The organism is Variovorax sp. ISS6 (assembly GCF_056523145.1).
The window spans coordinates 4,032,538-4,049,016 of sequence record NZ_JAWRZC010000001.1; the positions used below are offsets into that span (position 1 = coordinate 4,032,538).

Consider the following 16,479-nt stretch of genomic DNA (forward strand, 5'->3'; position numbering starts at 1 on the left):
CGAGGGCTCTCAACCGGCCTTCGCGGCCGCACTCACCAGCGCCGGCGCCGACCGATAGCTCTCGGGAAAGAGCTTCTTCAGGTCGTCGATCTTGGGCCAGTCGTTGACGACGATGTAGCCGTGGTCCGGGTGCTTGGTGAGGAAGTCCTGGTGGTAGTCCTCGGCGGCGTAGAAGGGCTTGCCCGTCTCGATGGTGGTGGCCAGCGGCTTGCCGAAGGTCTTGGCCTGGTTCAGCTGCGCGATGTAGGCCTTCGCGATGCGGGCCTGCTCGGCGTTCTCGGCGAACACGGTGGAGCGGTACTGGGTGCCGGTGTCGGGGCCCTGGCGGTTGAGTTCGGTCGGGTCGTGCGCGACCGAGAAATAGATCTGCAGCAGCTTGCCGTAGCTGATCTGCTTGGGGTCGTAGGTGATGCGCACCGATTCGGCATGGCCGGTGCGGCCCGAGCCGACCTCGTCGTACCTGGCGGTCTTGGCATCGCCGCCCGCATAGCCCGAGACGGCATTGCTCACGCCCTGCACGCGCTGGAACACGCCCTGCACGCCCCAGAAGCAGCCGCCCGCGAAGACGGCGGTTTCGGTCTTCGCGGCGGGTGGCGCCACGAGGTCGGCGGTGGGGGCGGGCACGCGGCGCGCGGGCTCGGCGGCGGAAGGCACGGCGTGCCAGATGGTGGCGGCGGCGACGATGGCGGCCGCCGAAAGTGCGAAGGTCTTCATGGAGTGCCTCGAGGGTGGGGGTGGCGGCGTCGACCGCGCAACCATGCCGTGCCGCGCGGCTTTCGTCAATGCGGAGCGAGGGTGGCCCGGCGGCGGTCGCGCCGGGGCCGCCCGTCGCGCCTTACTTTTTCATCTCGTCCTTGCCCATGGCGTCCTTCTTCATGGCGTCCTTGGCCATGCCGTCCTTCGCCATGTGGTCCTTCTTCATCGCGTCCTTGGACATGCCATCCTTGGCCATGGCGTCCTTCTTCATGCCGTCCTTGGCCATGGCATCCTTCGACATCGCATCCTTGGCCATCTCGTCGGCCGCGAAGGCGGTGGAGGCGGCACCGAAGGCCAGGCAGGTGGCGAGCAGGGTGGCGGTGAGCTTGTTCATATCGGTTCTCCTGAGTGAGTGGATTTCGTCTTCATCAAAAAATGGCGCGGTCCGCAAGGAACTCGGCCTCTCGCTTTCATCGGCAACCAGGTCGTCGCGGGCGACGGCTCAGCTCCCTCCGAACCAGTTGTAGCCCTGGTCTTCCCAGTAGCCACCTGAATAGGTATTGCTGACGAACAGCGCCTGGATGTGCTTGGGGTTCTTGTAGCCAAGCTTGGTCGGCATCCGCAGCTTCATCGGAAAGCCGTACTTCGGCGGCAGCACCTCGCCGTCGTAGGTCAGTGCCAGCAGGGTCTGCGGATGCAGCGCGGTGGCCATGTCGATGCTGGTGTAGTAGTCGTCGGCGCACTTGAAGCCGACGTAGCGCGCGGTGGTGTCGGCACCGACGTGGCGCAGAAAATCGGCGAAGCGCACGCCGCCCCAGCGACCGATGGCGCTCCAGCCCTCGACGCAGATATGGCGCGTGATCTGCTCGTGCTGCGGCATGGCACGCAGCTCGGGCAGGGTCCAGCGGCGCTTGTCGGCGACCAGTCCTGTGACCTCGAGGCGGTAGCTTTCCCCGTCGACCTCGCGGACCTCGTCCTCGCCGTAGTAGGCATTGAACGGAAAGGGCCGCGTGATCATCGAGGCGGGATAGGTCTCGGCGAGTTGCGTGGGGCTGAAGATCAGGCCCTGCACCCGGTCGTTGAAGCGCGAGATCTTCGAGAGCGCGGCCTCGACGTGGCTGTCGTCGCTGATGCTGCAGCCTGTGAGCAGCGACAGGCCACCCAGGGTCAGCGAGCGTTGCAGGAAGGCACGGCGTGCGGGGTGCTCCACCTTCTTCGCGATCAATGCTCGGGCTTCCTGCACCACGGCCTCGCTGTCGACGGTGGTCATCCTTGGGGCTTTGAAGATTCTCATGTCTGGCTTTGGTTGTGAAGAGCCACGAAATTCATTGGGCTCCCCGAGGCAAACGCCCAAGCACCATCGCAAGCAAGGTGCGAGGAACCAGCGCCACCATGACCAGATGCAGCGCGACGAAGGCAACAAGCGAAGCCATGCCGAAGAAGTGAATGCGCCGCGCGAACTCGTAGCCACCCAGCAGATCTCGCAGCACAGCAAACTGCACCGACTTCCAGAGCACCAGCCCCGACAGCACGATCAACACGATGTCGAGCATCACGAACAGGTAGGCCAGCCGCTGCACGTTGTTGTAGCGGCGCGGATCGGCATGCGAGAGCCGGCCCTTGAGGGCCGACAGCGCGTCGTGCCACACGCCGGCGGGCGTGACCGGAAAGAACTTGGCGGCCAGCCGTCCGCTCGCGATGTTGAGCGCCAGGTAGACGAAGCCGTTGAACACCAGCAGCCACATCGCCGCGAAGTGCCACTGCAAAGCGCCGCCGAGCCAGCCGCCGAGCGTGGCCCCGGACGGAAAGGTGAAGGGGAAGAAGGGCGCCGCGTTGTAGATGCGCCAGCCGCTCGTCACCAGCACCAGCACCGCTAGCGCATTGAGCCAGTGCGTGAGGCGCATCCACAGCGGGTGGATGGGACGGGTGTCCGGGGCGGCGAGGGCGGTGCTGTTCATGGAGCGAATTCTTGGCCGCACCCCCTGGCCGATTCATCACGCAAAGTTCAAAGAATCGTGATAACTCGGGAATCCGTATCGCGGGACAATTGGCGCCATGGACACCCCCAAACGCGTGCTGCTGGTCGAAGACGACGCCCACATCGCCGAATTGCTGCGCATGCACCTGCGCGACGAAGGCTATGCGGTGGTGCATGCGGCCGACGGCCATGCCGGCCTGCGCGAACTGGAGCGCGGCCAGTGGGACGCGCTGGTGCTCGACCTCATGCTGCCCGGCATCGACGGGCTCGAGATCTGCCGCCGCGCACGCGCCATGGCACGTTACACCCCGATCATCATCATCAGCGCGCGCTCGAGCGAGGTGCACCGCATCCTCGGCCTCGAGCTCGGCGCCGACGACTACCTGGCCAAGCCCTTCTCGGTGCTCGAGCTGGTGGCGCGCGTGAAGGCGCTGATCCGCCGCACCGATGCGCTGGCGCGCAATGCGCGGCTGGAGTCGGGCAGCCTCGCGCTCGGCAACCTCGAGATCGAGCCGCTCGCGCGCGAGGTGCGCGTGGACGGCAAGGCCATCGAGCTCACGCCGCGCGAGTTCGACCTGTTGTACTTCTTCGCGCGCCATCCCGGCAAGGTGTTCTCGCGGCTCGACCTGCTCAACCAGGTCTGGGGCTACCAGCATGACGGCTACGAGCACACCGTCAACACCCACATCAACCGGCTGCGCACCAAGGTCGAGGCCGATCCGGCCGCACCGCGTCGCATCCTCACCGTCTGGGGCCGCGGCTACAAGCTCGCGGCCGACGGCCAGGAGGAGGCCGGGTCATGATGGGCTGGGCCACCCTCTCGCGCCGGCTGTCGCTGGTGTTCGCGCTGCTGCTGCTGGTGTGCTGCGGCGCCTCGGCCTGGCTGCAGCTGCGCGCGAACGGGCGCCACGAGCAGGAGGTGGTGCAGCGGCTGTCGAGCGGGTTGGCCGCGCACATCGCCCAGAACGCCGAACTGATGCGCCCGGGCGGCCTCGACCCCGAGGCGGTGAAGCGGCTGTTCGACCAGTTGATGGCCGTGAACCCGAGCGTGGAGCTCTACGTGCTCGCGCCCGACGGCCGCATCGCGGCGCAGGCCGCGCCGCCGGGCCACCTCAAGCGCGACCGCGTCGACCTCGCGCCGGTGCGCCGCCTGCTCGCGGGCGAACCGATGCCGATCCTCGGCGAGGATCCGCGCAACCTGCAGGCGGCCAAGGTCTTCAGCGCCGCGCCGCTGCGCATGAACGGCCGCGAGGCGGGCTATGTCTACGTGGTGCTGCAGGGCGAGGACCACGATGCGCTGGCGGCCAACGTGGCGGCCGACAACGTGCTGCGCACCACCCTGTGGTCGATGGCGCTGGTGGCGCTGCTCGGGCTGGTGGCGGGCACGGCCGCGTCCTGGCTCATCACGCGGCCCCTGCGCGAACTCACGGCCGCGGTCCGGCGCTTCGAGACCGAGGGCATCGACGCGCTCGAGGGCCAGGCGCCCACGCTCGAGCGCATCGCGCGCGGCGGCGGCGAGATCGCCTTGCTCGCGCAGGCCTTCGCCCAGATGACGCGGCGCATCGCCGAGCAGTGGCGCGAGCTCACCCTGCAGGACCAGCAGCGGCGCGAGCTGTTCGCCAACGTCTCGCACGACCTGCGCACGCCGCTGACCTCGCTGCACGGCTACCTCGAGACCCTGCGCCTGAAGGCCGGCACGCTCGACGAGGAGGAGCGCCGGCGCTACCTCGACATCGCGCTCGACCAGAGCCGCAAGGTGGGACGGCTCGCGCAGGAGCTGTTCGAACTGGCGCGGCTCGAGTACGGCGTGGTCAAGCCCGAGAAGGAGCGCTTCGCGCTGGCCGACCTGGTGCAGGACGTGTTCCAGAAGTTCGAGCTCGCGGCCGAGTCGCGGCAGCAGAGGCTGCGTCCCGACATCGCGCCGGGCCTGCCGGTGGTGTCGGCCGACCTCGGGATGATCGAGCGCGTACTGACCAACCTGCTCGACAACGCGATCCGCCACACGCCGGCCGGCGGCGAGATCGTGGTGCAGCTGCGGGCGGCCACGGGCGACGAGGGCGCGGGCGTGACGGTGCAGGTCAGCGACACCGGGCCCGGCATTCCGCGCGAGCTGCAGCCCAGCCTGTTCACGCGCCCGGCCTTCACCGGCAGCGTGCGCAGCGACGGCTCGGGCGGCGGCGGGCTGGGGCTGGTGTTCGTGCAGCGCATCCTGCAGCTGCATGGCAGCGACATCCGGCTGGTGCCGCAGGCGGGTCGCGGCGCGGTGTTCCGCTTCCGGCTCTCGGGCGCCTGAGCACCGGGCGCATCGGTGCAAGCGCCGGTTGCGCGCGCGGCGGCCGATGCTACAAGCGGATGCGGGATGCAGGCACGTCGACCTGCACCCGACGATCCACCCAGGAGACACCGCCCATGCCCGACTTCCGCACCGTCGTCATCGACCAGGACCCGCAGCACCCGCGCATCGCGCGCCTCGTGCTCAACCGCCCCGAGAAGCTCAACGCCATCGCCGAGACCACGCCCACCGACATCCGCCACGCGGTGGAGTGGGCCCAGGCCGAGGACGAGGTGCACGTGATCGTGGTCGAGGGCGCGGGCCGCGCCTTCTGCGCCGGCTACGACCTCGGCGACTATGCCGAGGGCCACGGGCGCGAGGGGCAGGGCGAGCATCCGTGCCGGCAGGAGAAGACGCCCTGGGACCCGATGCTCGACTACGCCGCGATGAAGCGCAACACCGACGACTTCATGGCGCTGTGGCGCTGCACCAAGCCGACCATCGCCAAGGTGCATGGCTACGCGGTGGCCGGCGGCAGCGACATCGCGCTGTGCTGCGACCTGCTGGCCATGGCCGACGACGCGCGCATCGGCTACATGCCCACGCGCGTGTGGGGCTGCCCGACCACGGCCATGTGGACCTACCGGCTCGGCGCGCTGCGCGCCAAGCAATTGATGTTCACCGGCGACACCATCGACGGCGCGCAGGCGGCCGAATGGGGCCTCGCCAACTTCGCGGTGCCGGCCGAAGAACTCGACGCCGCCACGCTGAAGCTGGCGCTGCGCATCGCGGGCGTGCCGCGCTCGCACCTGATGATGCACAAGCTGGTGGTCAACCAGGTCTGGCACTCGATGGGCCTGGAGCAGAGCCAGATGTTCGCCACCGTGTTCGACGGCATCACGCGCCACAACCCCGAGGGCCTGTGGTTCCGCCGCCAGGCCGAGGCCGAGGGCTTCAAGAGCGCGGTGCAGTGGCGCGACAGCGGGCGCGACATCCCCGAAGGCGACGAGGCGAGGGCGCTGATCGCCGCGCTCGAGGCGAAGCTGGCCGCGCGCTCGTGATCGCGCGCGGCTGCGGCGATGGACGAGGGCGGGAGCGGGCCGAAGACCGCTCCCATCCCTTGCCGCTCAGGGCGGGCAGGGATGCGCGCCGGCCGCCACGGTGCGCGAGGCGACGCTCGTCTCGTCCACCGTGCCGAGCGGACGGGTGAACTTGCAGCCATAGGCCGGATCGGCCACCGTCGCCGCGGTCACCACGTCGTCGCCCGCAGGCTTCACGCCGTCGCGTTCCCACTTGATCATCGCGTCGAAGGCCTCGACCTGCTCGGCCTGCGTGAAGTCGCAATGGGTGATGCCGCGCACCGCGCGCTGCACCAGCCAGCCGCCGTTGCCCTTGGCCGCCACGCGCTTGTTGTAGATCTGTTCCATGCTGAAGGGCACGTAGAGGTCGCCGAGCGTGTGCAGGGTGACCACCGGGATCTTGAACTCGCCATTGGCCTTGGGAATCCAGCGCAGGCCGTCGCGGCGCAGGCGGTTGGCATCGGGCACGGCGGTGAGCTTGAGCACCGAGTTGTTGAGCGCCGTCGAGCCGGCCGCGTCGCCTTCGATGGTGTAGGTGAAGCGGTTGGTGTCGAGCGTGCTCTTGTTGAGGATGCCGTTCACCGTGCCGTCGCTGCCGAGCACGCCCCACACATAGGCGAAGGAGCCGCCCGACTTGAAGCCCAGGTCGAACATCGGCCGGGGTCCGCCGGTAAGGTTCTCGATCACCGAGGCGTACTTGGTGCCGGTGGGCGTGGTGGTGATGTTGGGGATCGGCGAGACCGTGAAGTCGGTGAACAGCGTGCCCGTGACCTGCGCCACGATGTCCGACCAGTTCACCGTCGGGTACTTCGGCAGCCCCGCCAGCGCCTGCGCCGTGACCTGCGCGCCCGCGAAGTAGTCGAACAGCTCGGTGTCGCCGACCACGCCGCACATCGGCACCGCGCCGTTGTAGCGCACCTTGTGGTTGGCCGTGGCATAAGCCTCGTCCTCGATCGCCGCGGCCGTGATGTGGCCGCCCATCGAGTGGCCGGTGATGTAGATCTTCGAGGGCGCGGCGAGCTCGCGGCCGTTGGCCTTGGCGATCTTGTTGAACTCCAGCGCCAGCGCGTTGGTGTCCTCCACGCCCACGCGCACGTCGTAGAAGTTCTTGCTGTAGCTCGAGGCGGCCCAGGCATAGCCGTTCTGGATCAGGTAGCGGCGGATCGAGGGATTGCTGACCGCGAGCACGTTGCCTTCGCCGGCATAGCCGTGCGCGTACATCACGAGCTTGCCGTTCCAGTTGGACGGCACCTCCACGCGGTAGGCCGCGCCGCCGAGCACGCCGGCCCAGCGGCTGGTGGTGGCGTTGTCGACCGTGTCGCCGGCCGCGGCCGCGAGCGCTGCGAAGGTGGTGGCCGTGGGGTCGGCCGGTGCGAACGAATTGCGGTCGTCCTGCGCGCGGCGCTCCTCGGGCGCAGGTGCCGGCGGCGGAGGCGGCGGGGCCGGCGGCGCGGGGGCGGGCGCGGGCGGCAGGATCGGGAACACCCCGCCACCGCCGCCTCCACCGCCGCAGGAAGCGGCGGCGATGCTGGCGGCGATGACGATGAGCTTGAGGCGCGCGGAATGCATGGTTCGTTGTCTCCGTTTTTCGAGGGGCGAGGAATGCCGTCCGCCACGGTCGCGGCGTGTGTCCAGTGGGCTGGCACGACCGTGCTTTTCTGCGGACCGGCGGCGCAGCGTAGAGGCGCCGCCCCTGTGGAAGGTGGGGGCTTTCCCGTAGCCGCTATCGCCTGCGCGACAGCGGGGCCCTCAGTTGCGCCGGCGCGTGACCGTCACCGTGGCCTCGAGGCCCTCGTAGGCCTCGGCCGGGCCGTACCAGCTGCCCGCGATCGGCGCGCCCTGGGCCGGGTCGCGCGTCACGCCGACGCGGATCAGCTGGCCGCTGCCCATGAGGTTGTTGGTCGGGTCGAACGCGACCCAGCCCGCGCCCGGCAGCCAGGCCTGCAGCCAGGCGTGCGTGGTGCCGGCGCCGGTCATGGCCTCGCCCTTGGCCTGCACCGTGCTGTCGAGCGCGGCGTCGTAGATGTAGCCCGAGACGAAGCGCGTGGCAATGCCCAGGCGGCGCACCGCTTCCATCATAAGCAGCGCGTAGTCGCGGCAGCTGCCGCTGCCCAGCGCCAGCGTTTCCAGCGGCGTCTGCGTGCCTTCCTCGTCGCGCGCCAGGTACTCGAGGCTCTGGCCGATGTGGGCGTTCATGCGCGTGAGCACCTCGCGCGTGCTGTTGGGCTCGTCGGTGTGCAGGAACTGGTGGGCCCAGCGGATCAGCGTGCCGTCGGGGTCGTCGTGGTGCGGGCGCAGGTAGTGCTCGAGGTCGAGCCGGTCCTGCACCGAATAGGCGAAGGGCAGGAACTCCGCGGCCGGGTCGATCGCGAGCTGGTCCTGCGCGGCCGCGGGCACGGTCTCGATGGTGAACGAGCAGACGATGCGCAGCTCGGTGGCCTCGCCCATCGGCTGCACCAGCGCCACCGAATTGGAATGCGGGTCCTGGATCAGCCGCGTGTGGGCCGCCGGGCTCACCTGCAGGTCGGTGGCCAGCACGCGCAGGTCGTGGCTGTCGCGTGGACGGAACATCACGCGATGCAGCCCGAAGCTGACCGGCTCGTTGTAGCGGTAGATCGTGGTGTGGCGGATGTCGTACTGGGTGCTGGGCATGCGCGCATTGTCTTGCGTTCGGACGCCGCGAACACGCCGGATTGCCGCATAATCCGCGCCCCCTCGGCCTTCGTGGCCGCACCGTTCGCCCATGGAGGACCATGTACGCATCGACTTTCATCTTCGCCACCCGCCAGTTCGACGACGCCTTCCACCGGCTCGACCAGGCGATCGCCGAAGCCGCCCGCGCGCTGCCCGGCTACCTGGGCGAGGAGAGCTGGGAGAACAGCGCCAGCGGGCTGGTGTCGAACGTCTACTACTGGCGCTCGCTCGAGGCGCTGCAGGCGCTGATGACGCATCCCTCGCACCTGCAGGCCAAGGCGGCGCAGGCGAACTGGCTCGATGGCTATCGGGTGGTGATCTCGGAGGTGGTGCGCAGCTACGGGGATGGGCGCATCGACCATCTGCTGCCGGTGCTGGACGCCGCGTAGCGGCCCTCAGGCCCGCGCGGTGCGCCGCGTATCGAGCGCCTTGGCCAGCGCCGCCGGCAGCGGCAACGGCTCGCCATGCCACTGCGCGGCCAGCAGTTCGGCGCACAGCGCGGCAAAGCTGAGCCCGCGCGAGCCGAGCGCCGTGCAGGCCCACAGGCCCTTGTCCTCGGGCGTATCGCCGAGCGGCCCGACCAGCGGCCGGCGGTCGCCCGAGGCGCAGCGCACGCCGACCCAGGGCTGGGCCTCGCCGCGCGAGAAGGCCTGGTCGATCTGTTCGGCGCTGGCCGGATGCAGCCGGGCGGCGCGTTCGCGCACGGCCTCGGCATCGGTGTCGCGCGGCGCCAGGTCATGGCTGTCGCGGTCGAAGGTGGCGCCGGCCAGCCACAGCGGCGCGCCGCCATCGGGTTCGGGCACGCCGGCGATCAGGTGGCCGTCGCCATTCACGGGCGCGGCGGGCAACGAGGCCGCGTCGCTGCGGCCGCAGGCCACCTGGCCGCGCACCGGCTGCAGCGGCAGGCGCGGCGCCAGCAGGCCCGAGCCATGGCCCATCGCGACCACCACGCGGTCGGCCTCGGCCAGCACGGCACCGTCCTCGGCCAGCAGCCGCCAGCCACCGGTGGCCGGATCGCGTTGCAGTCGCTCGACGCGGTAGCCAGCGCGGAACGCGATGCCGGGCTCGCGCAGCCAGGCTTCGACCAGCGCGCGCGGCCGCACCCAGGCGGCGCGCGCATGCCAGAGCGCGGGCGCGTCGTGCGGCAGGCCCGCGGCCGCGAGCTGCGCGGCGCTCGCGGGCCAGGATTCGTTGGGCCCGTCGGCCTGCCAGCCCGCGGGCACGCGCACATCGCCATCGGGCCGGCGCTCCAGCGTGCCGGTGCCGCGCCAGTCGCGGCCTTCTTCGAGGCGCTGCGCCAGTTCGTTCCAGGTGGCGCGGATGCCGGCGCGCGTGAGCCGCGAGAGCAGGGCGTCGTCGGGCGACACATGCGGCGCGAGCAGGCCCACGGGCAAGCCCGAGGCGCCTTCGGCCGGGCGCGCGGCGGCGTCGAGCACCTCGACCCGCCAGCCGCGCCGCGCGAGGCTGGCCGCCACGGCCGCGCCCGCGAGGCCGGCACCGATCACGGCGCAGCGGCCCGGCGTTGCGACGGTCTCGGGCAGCGGCTCGCGCCGGCGCACGGTCCAGGCCGGCGCGAAGCGCGCGCCCAGGCAGTCGCGCTTGGGCGGCAGGCCCGGGCGGCGTTCGAGCTGGAAGCCGTTCTGCGCCAGCGCATCGCGCACGGCGCGCGCATAGGTCCAGGTGCCGAGCAGGGTGCCCTGGCGCGCGAAGCGCGCGAGCGCCTTCAGCGTCTCGGGCGACCACATCTCGGGATTGCGCTGCGGGCTGAAGCCGTCGAGGTACAGGCTGTCGGCCTCGAAGCGCTGGGCGCGCAGCATGGGCTGCACCTCACCCACGCAGAGCGTGAGCAGCACCCGGCCGTCGTCGAAGGCCAGGCGGTGGAAGCCCGGCAGCAGGCCGTGCCAGCGCGCGGCCAGCTCGCGCGCGAGCGGCGCGAGTTCCTCATAGGCACCGGCGGCGCGCAGCAGGCTGTCGGCCGCGACAGGCCAGGCCTCGATCGAGACGAAGTGGAGCAGCCGCGGGCGTGCCGGATCGGCGCGCCACGCGGCCCAGGTCGCGAGGAAGTTGAGGCCCAGCCCGAAGCCGGTTTCGAGAATCCGCCACTGCGGCTGGCCGGCCCAGGCGGCCGGCAGGCCACAGCCGCCGAGGAAGACGTGGCGCGACTGCGCGAGCGCGCCGGCCTCCGTGTGATAGATGTCGCCGAAGCGTTCGCTGTGCGGTGTGCCGTCCGCGCGCCAGGCGACCGGTTCGGCCGTCACTGCAGGTGGTTGCGCGGCCTCAGGCCGATGGCGGGACGTAGCCCTGGGCGACGTCGGCGCCCTCGCCGAAGAAGTGCTTCTCCATCTGGCGTGCCAGGTACTGGCGGGCGCGCTGGTCGGCGAGGTTCAGGCGGTTCTCGTTCACCAGCATGGTCTGCTGCTTGAGCCAGGCGGCCCAGGCTTCCTTGCTGACGCTTTCCCAGATGCGCTTGCCGAGTTCGCCGGGGTAGGGGGGAAAGTCGAGGCCTTCGGCTTCCTTGCCGAGCTTGATGCACTGAACCATGCGAGCCATGTCGATTGCCTTTGGGTGGGGGAGCGCGGAACGCGGCTCTTAGTTGATTTAGCTATTTAGAACTGAAAACTTGGTCGTTCCAGTTCCTATATGTCGTATTGAGAATACGCAGCTTCATTGATATGCCATTCGAAGACAACACCATGAGCCTCCGCCGCGACTTTATCAAGCTTTCCCTCGGTGCCGGCGTGGCCGGCGCCATGGCCCTGTCGGCACTGCCGGCGTTCGCCCAGGGCAGCGCCGCCGGTCCGGTGACGCTGCTGAACGTCTCCTACGACCCCACGCGCGAGCTGTACGTGGACTACAACCAGGCCTTCGCCAAGTACTGGAAGGGCAAGACCGGCCAGGACGTGACGATCAAGCAGTCGCACGGCGGCTCGGGCAAGCAGGCCCGCTCGATCATCGACGGCATCGACGCCGACGTGGCCACGCTGGCGCTGGGCGGCGACGTCGACGCGCTGGTCACCCACGGCGGCCTGCTCAAGGCCGACTGGCAGAAGCGCCTGCCGCACAACTCGGCGCCCTACACCTCGACCATCGTGTTCCTGGTGAAGAAGGGCAACCCCAAGGGCCTCAAGGACTGGGACGACCTGGTCAAGCCCGGCGTGCAGGTGATCACCCCGAACCCCAAGACCTCGGGCGGCGCGCGCTGGAATTACCTCGCGGCCTGGGAATTCGCCAAGCGCAAGTACGGCGGCGATGCCAAGGCCAAGGAATACATCGGCAACCTGTTCAAGAACGTGCCCGTGCTCGACACCGGCGCGCGCGGCTCGACCATCACCTTCGTCCAGCGCGGCGTGGGCGACGTGTTGCTGGCCTGGGAGAACGAGGCCTTCCTGGCGCTGAAGGAATTCGGCCCCGAGAAGTTCGAGATCGTGGTGCCGTCGATCTCCATCCTGGCCGAGCCCACCGTGGCGGTGGTCGACAAGGTGGTCGACAAGAAGGGCACGCGCGCCGTGGCCGAGGAATACCTGAAGTACCTGTATTCCGACGAAGGCCAGGACATCGCGGGCCGCAACTTCTACCGCCCGACCTCGGACAAGGCGAAGGCCAAGTACGAGAAGCAGTTCCCCAAGCTGACGCTGGTGACCATCGACCAGGCCTTCGGCGGCTGGGCCAAGGCCGACAAGGACCACTTCGCCGACGGCGCCTCGTTCGACCAGATCTACACCGCCAAGCAGAAGTAAGCGCGGCATTCGCCCCGCTGCGACCGACCCCGATGGCGCCCGCTGCGGCGGATGCCAGGGACCGGTTCGCTTCGACCCTTCCGATACCGCCACCCGAAAGCCTTCCGTGTCCGTTCTCCTGATTGCCGGCAGCCCCTCGGCGCCCTCGCGCTCCACCGCCTTGCTCGACGCGGTGGCCGAGCGCCTGGCGCGGCGCCATGCGCAGATCGAACGGCTCGCGATCCGCGACCTGCCGGCGCAGGCGCTGCTGCTGGCGGACTGGAACCATCCGGCCATCGTGCAGGCCATCGCCCAGGTGACGCGGGCCCGCGCCATCGTGGTGGCCACGCCGGTCTACAAGGCCGCCTACAGCGGCGTGCTCAAGGTCTTCCTCGACCTGCTGGCGCAGAACGCGCTCAAGGGCAAGACGGTGCTGCCGCTGGCCACCGGCGGCAGCCCGCACCACATGCTCGCGCTCGACTACGCGCTGCGGCCCGTGCTGCAGTCGCTGTCGGCGCGCCACATCCTGCCGGGCGTCTACGCGAGCGATTCGCAGATCGCGCTGACGCCCGAGAACGCCTACCAGGTGCACAACGACCTGGAGGAGCGGCTCAACGAGGCCGTCGAGGTGCTGGCCACCGAGGGGCTGAAGCTGCCGGCGACACACGGCTTCGAGCCGGTGCCGTTCTCGCGCGTGCGATGTAGCGTCTGAAGCCGGCCGGCGCACGGCCCGGCCGCCACGACCGCTTCATCCCATTCCCGACCCTTCCGAACGCGGCGCTGTGCGCCGCGCGGGGATGGCTTCGCCTCCAGTTTCGATTCAGTCCAAGGACCACCCCGCATGAACCCCGTTGCCACCGAAGACTCCGTGCTCGACGTGCCGCCGCGCTCGCTCTGGCGCGCGCTGCGCGACCTCGCCGTCAGCATCGTCGTGGTCGCCGCGATCGCACTGATCGTGAGCTTCCTGTCCGCCACCTCCGCGCATGCGCAGGGCAAGGCCGGCGCCGCCAGGGAGCTGCGCATCGGCTACCAGAAGTCGGCCAGCCTGTTCGTGCTGCAGAAGGCGCAGGGCTCGCTCGAGAAGCGCCTCGCGCCGCTGGGCGTGGGCGTGAAGTGGGTCGAGTTCCCGGCCGGCCCGCAACTGCTCGAGGGCCTGAACGTCGGCGCCGTCGATGTCGGCTACGTGGGCGAGGCGCCGCCGATCTTCGCGCAGGCCGCGGGCGCCAGGTTCGTCTACTTCGGCTACGACCCGGCCGCGCCGCGCGCCGAGGCGATCCTGGTCACCAGGGATTCGCCGATCCAGTCGGTGGCCGACCTCAAGGGCCGGAAGGTCGCGCTCAACAAGGGCAGCAACGTGCACTACCTGCTCGTGAAGCAGCTCGAGAAGAACGGCCTGAAGTTCAGCGACATCCAGCCCGTGTACCTGGCACCGGCCGATGGCCGCGCCGCCTTCGAGAGCAAGAACGTCGACGCCTGGGTGATCTGGGATCCGTTCCAGGCCGCGGCCGAGAAAGCCACCGGCGCGCGCGTGCTCGCCGACGGCACGCCGGGCGTGGTCAGCAACTACCAGTACTACCTGGGCGAGCGCGGCTTCGTGAAGAACAACCCGAAGGTGATCGAGGCCCTGTTCGAGGACTCGGTGGCCCAGGGCATCTGGCTCAAGAAGAACCTGCGCCAGGCGGCCGAGCTGATCGCACCGCTGCAGGGCCTGCCGGTCGACGTGGTCGAGCTCGCGCTGCGCCGCTACGAGTTCAACGTGAAGCCGATCACGCCCGAGGTCGCCGCCGACCAGCAGCGCATCGCCGACACCTTCCACGCGCTCAAGCTGATTCCGAAGCCGATCAAGGTCGGCGACGCCGTCGTCGCGGCCCAGCCCTGAGCACCGGTCCCCTTCATCTTTCGCAAGCCACACCAGCCATGACCACCATCTCCCTCCCGCGCCGCCGCCTGCTGCAGGGCACCGCCGCCGCCATCGCGCTGCCTTCCGCCTTCGGTGCGCTGGCGCAGGCGCCCGCGCGCCAGTTCCGCATCGGCAACCAGAAGGGCCTGCTCAACATCCTCAAGGGCCGCGGCACGCTCGAGAAGCGCCTCGCGCCTTTGGGCGTGAGCCTCAAGTGGACCGAGTTCACGGCCGGCCCGGTGCAGCTCGAGGCGCTGAACGTCGGCTCGATCGACTTCGGCGACGTGGGCGAGGCCCCGCCGATCTTCGCGCAGGCCGCCGGCGCGCCGCTGGCCTACGTGGGCGCCACGGTGCCGCGTCCGCAGTCGGAAGCGGTGCTGGTGCCCAAGGGCTCGGCCATCAAGACGGTGGCCGAACTCAAGGGCAGGAAGATCGCGCTCAACAAGGGCTCGAACGTCCACTACTTCATCGTCAAGCTGTTCGAGAAGCATGGCCTGTCGTATGCCGACCTGAACCTGGTCTACCTGCCGCCGGCCGATGCGCGCGCGGCCTTCGAGAAGGGCTCGATCGACGCCTGGGTGATCTGGGACCCGTTCCTGGCCGCGGCCGAGAAGACGCTCGAGGCGCGCGTGCTGGCCGACGCCACCGGCGTGGTGGGCAACCGCGCCTACTACTTCTCCTCGCTCGACTACGCCGCGAAGAACGCCGACGTGGTGGCGATCGCGATCGAGGAACTCAACAAGGTCGACGCCTGGGGCTCGGCCAACCGCGGCGATCTCGCGAACGAGCTGGCCGCGCTGTGGGGCCTGCCCAAGCCGGTGGCCGACCTCACGGTGGCGCGCACCGCCTACGGCACCACGCCGATCACCAAGGCCATCCTCGGCGAGCAGCAGAAGATCGCCGACACCTTCTTCGACCTCAAGCTGATCCCGAAGAAGATCAACGTGCTCGAAGCCGCCACGGGGATCGCGTGATGCAGATCTTCTGGTTCCTGCCCACGCACGGCGACAGCCGCTACCTCGGCACCAGCGAAGGCGCGCGCCCGGTCGACCTCGACTACCTGCAGCAGATCGCGGGCGCGGCCGACCACCTCGGCTACGAGGGCGTGCTGATCCCGACCGGCCGCTCGTGCGAGGACCCGTGGGTGATCGCCTCGAGCCTGATCGGCGCGACGAAGAAGCTCAAGTTCCTGGTCGCGGTGCGGCCCGGCCTGCATCAGCCGAGCCTGGCCGCGCGCATGGCCGCGACCTTCGACCGGCTCTCGAACGGACGCCTGCTGGTGAACCTCGTGACCGGCGGCGACCAGGCCGAGCTCGAGGGCGACGGCGTCTACCTCGACCATGCCGCGCGCTACGAGCAGTCGGCCGAGTTCATCCGCATCTGGCGCGAGATCCTCGCGCGCAGCCACGACGGCCAGGCCTTCGACTACGAAGGCAAGCACCTGAGCGTGAAGGGCGCCAAGCTGCTCTATCCGCCGGTGCAGAAGCCGCATCCGCCGGTGTGGTTCGGCGGCTCGTCGGCCGCGGCCCATGAGCTCGCGGCCGAGCAGGTCGATGCCTATCTCACGTGGGGCGAACCGCCGGCCGAGGTGGCGAAGAAGCTCGCCGACGTGCGCGCGCGCGCCGAGCGCCAGGGCCGCCAGGTGCAGTTCGGCATCCGCCTGCACGTGATCGTGCGCGAGACCGAGGAAGCGGCCTGGAAAGCGGCCGAGGACCTGATCAGCCGCGTCGACGACGAGACCGTGATCCGCGCCCAGGCCGCCTTCGCGCGCATGGACTCCGAAGGCCAGCGCCGCATGGCCGCGCTGCATGCGGGCGGCGCCAGGCGCACGCGCGCCGAACTCGAGATCGCGCCCAACCTCTGGGCCGGCGTGGGGCTGGTGCGCGGCGGTGCCGGCACGGCGCTGGTCGGCGACGCGAAGACCGTGGCCGCGCGCATCGAGGAATACGCCGCGCTCGGGCTCGACCGCTTCATCCTCTCGGGCTACCCGCACCTCGAGGAGGCCTACCGCTTCGCCGAGCTGGTGTTCCCGCTGCTCTCGCGCAAGGCCAAGGCCCGGCTGGCCGGCGGCTCGCTGAGCGGGCCCTTCGGCGAGGTCGTCGCCAACCTCGACGCGCCTTCGCGCCTCGTCTCGCAAAGCTGAA

The 16,479-nt window shown here is 70.0% G+C and carries 17 protein-coding genes; 9 read left to right on the forward strand and 8 right to left on the reverse strand.

Annotation, left to right across the window (positions count from 1 at the left end; all coding sequences use genetic code 11):
* Window positions 1-9 precede the first annotated feature (9 nt).
* The 4 genes from msrA to AC1HIL_RS18765 all read right to left on the reverse strand — a co-directional run bounded on the left by msrA (window position 10) and on the right by AC1HIL_RS18765 (window position 2,654).
* Window positions 10-714, reverse strand: a complete 705-nt coding sequence (msrA, locus tag AC1HIL_RS18750; protein ID WP_057596726.1) for a peptide-methionine (S)-S-oxide reductase MsrA — start codon at window positions 712-714, stop codon at window positions 10-12.
* Window positions 715-835: 121 nt separating this feature from the next.
* Entirely contained in the window at window positions 836-1,090 is a 255-nt protein-coding gene (locus AC1HIL_RS18755; protein ID WP_261205940.1) for a pentapeptide MXKDX repeat protein, read from the reverse strand.
* Window positions 1,091-1,198: 108 nt separating this feature from the next.
* A complete protein-coding gene (locus AC1HIL_RS18760) occupies window positions 1,199-1,990 on the reverse strand; it encodes a molybdopterin-dependent oxidoreductase (RefSeq protein ID WP_479672403.1) in 792 nt (263 codons plus the stop codon).
* 31 nt (window positions 1,991-2,021) lie between these two features.
* Window positions 2,022-2,654, reverse strand: coding sequence for a cytochrome b/b6 domain-containing protein (locus AC1HIL_RS18765; protein ID WP_479672404.1), 633 nt, complete (start codon window positions 2,652-2,654; stop codon window positions 2,022-2,024).
* A gap of 97 nt (window positions 2,655-2,751) precedes the next feature.
* Between AC1HIL_RS18765 and AC1HIL_RS18770 the strand changes: the two genes are divergently transcribed.
* From AC1HIL_RS18770 to AC1HIL_RS18780, 3 genes are all read left to right on the forward strand, one after another.
* On the forward strand, window positions 2,752-3,477 hold the full coding sequence (locus tag AC1HIL_RS18770) for a response regulator transcription factor (RefSeq protein ID WP_057596730.1): 726 nt from the start codon (window positions 2,752-2,754) through the stop codon (window positions 3,475-3,477).
* Complete coding sequence (locus AC1HIL_RS18775) at window positions 3,474-4,967, forward strand: ATP-binding protein (RefSeq protein ID WP_082321634.1); 1,494 nt, start codon at window positions 3,474-3,476, stop codon at window positions 4,965-4,967. The genes AC1HIL_RS18770 and AC1HIL_RS18775 overlap by 4 nt, the downstream gene beginning before the upstream one ends.
* A gap of 116 nt (window positions 4,968-5,083) precedes the next feature.
* Complete coding sequence (locus AC1HIL_RS18780) at window positions 5,084-6,007, forward strand: crotonase/enoyl-CoA hydratase family protein (RefSeq protein ID WP_479672405.1); 924 nt, start codon at window positions 5,084-5,086, stop codon at window positions 6,005-6,007.
* A 66-nt stretch (window positions 6,008-6,073) separates the two neighbouring features.
* On the opposite strand, the gene AC1HIL_RS18785 is transcribed toward AC1HIL_RS18780, so the two are convergent.
* Window positions 6,074-7,594 carry an alpha/beta hydrolase family protein gene (locus AC1HIL_RS18785; protein ID WP_479672406.1) on the reverse strand — a complete coding sequence of 507 codons (1,521 nt, stop codon included), beginning with the start codon at window positions 7,592-7,594 and terminating at the stop codon, window positions 6,074-6,076.
* A gap of 180 nt (window positions 7,595-7,774) precedes the next feature.
* Window positions 7,775-8,677, reverse strand: coding sequence for a transglutaminase family protein (locus AC1HIL_RS18790; protein ID WP_057593395.1), 903 nt, complete (start codon window positions 8,675-8,677; stop codon window positions 7,775-7,777).
* Window positions 8,678-8,778: 101 nt separating this feature from the next.
* On the opposite strand from AC1HIL_RS18790, the gene AC1HIL_RS18795 reads away from it, so the two are divergent.
* Window positions 8,779-9,108, forward strand: a complete 330-nt coding sequence (locus tag AC1HIL_RS18795; RefSeq protein ID WP_479672407.1) for an antibiotic biosynthesis monooxygenase family protein — start codon at window positions 8,779-8,781, stop codon at window positions 9,106-9,108.
* A gap of 6 nt (window positions 9,109-9,114) precedes the next feature.
* On the opposite strand, the gene mnmC is transcribed toward AC1HIL_RS18795, so the two are convergent.
* Together mnmC and AC1HIL_RS18805 are read right to left on the reverse strand one after the other, a co-directional pair.
* A complete protein-coding gene (mnmC, locus tag AC1HIL_RS18800; protein WP_479672408.1) occupies window positions 9,115-10,977 on the reverse strand; it encodes a bifunctional tRNA (5-methylaminomethyl-2-thiouridine)(34)-methyltransferase MnmC2/FAD-dependent 5-carboxymethylaminomethyl-2-thiouridine(34) oxidoreductase MnmC1 in 1,863 nt (620 codons plus the stop codon).
* Between the two features lie 19 nt (window positions 10,978-10,996).
* A complete protein-coding gene (locus AC1HIL_RS18805; protein ID WP_057593392.1) occupies window positions 10,997-11,269 on the reverse strand; it encodes an oxidative damage protection protein in 273 nt (90 codons plus the stop codon).
* 143 nt (window positions 11,270-11,412) lie between these two features.
* Between AC1HIL_RS18805 and AC1HIL_RS18810 the strand changes: the two genes are divergently transcribed.
* The 5 genes from AC1HIL_RS18810 (at window position 11,413) to ssuD (ending at window position 16,478) form a co-directional block, all read left to right on the forward strand.
* Entirely contained in the window at window positions 11,413-12,456 is a 1,044-nt protein-coding gene (locus AC1HIL_RS18810; protein ID WP_057593402.1) for a sulfate ABC transporter substrate-binding protein, read from the forward strand.
* A gap of 106 nt (window positions 12,457-12,562) precedes the next feature.
* The gene (ssuE, locus tag AC1HIL_RS18815; RefSeq protein WP_479672409.1) at window positions 12,563-13,147 is read left to right on the forward strand and encodes an NADPH-dependent FMN reductase; all 585 of its coding nucleotides are present in this window, start codon (window positions 12,563-12,565) and stop codon (window positions 13,145-13,147) included.
* A gap of 129 nt (window positions 13,148-13,276) precedes the next feature.
* Complete coding sequence (locus AC1HIL_RS18820; protein WP_479672410.1) at window positions 13,277-14,314, forward strand: sulfonate ABC transporter substrate-binding protein; 1,038 nt, start codon at window positions 13,277-13,279, stop codon at window positions 14,312-14,314.
* 38 nt (window positions 14,315-14,352) lie between these two features.
* Window positions 14,353-15,309 carry a sulfonate ABC transporter substrate-binding protein gene (locus tag AC1HIL_RS18825; RefSeq protein ID WP_479672411.1) on the forward strand — a complete coding sequence of 319 codons (957 nt, stop codon included), beginning with the start codon at window positions 14,353-14,355 and terminating at the stop codon, window positions 15,307-15,309.
* The gene (gene ssuD, locus AC1HIL_RS18830) at window positions 15,309-16,478 is read left to right on the forward strand and encodes an FMNH2-dependent alkanesulfonate monooxygenase (RefSeq protein ID WP_093341529.1); all 1,170 of its coding nucleotides are present in this window, start codon (window positions 15,309-15,311) and stop codon (window positions 16,476-16,478) included. The genes AC1HIL_RS18825 and ssuD overlap by 1 nt, the downstream gene beginning before the upstream one ends.
* The last annotated feature ends 1 nt before the right edge of the window (window position 16,479 follow it).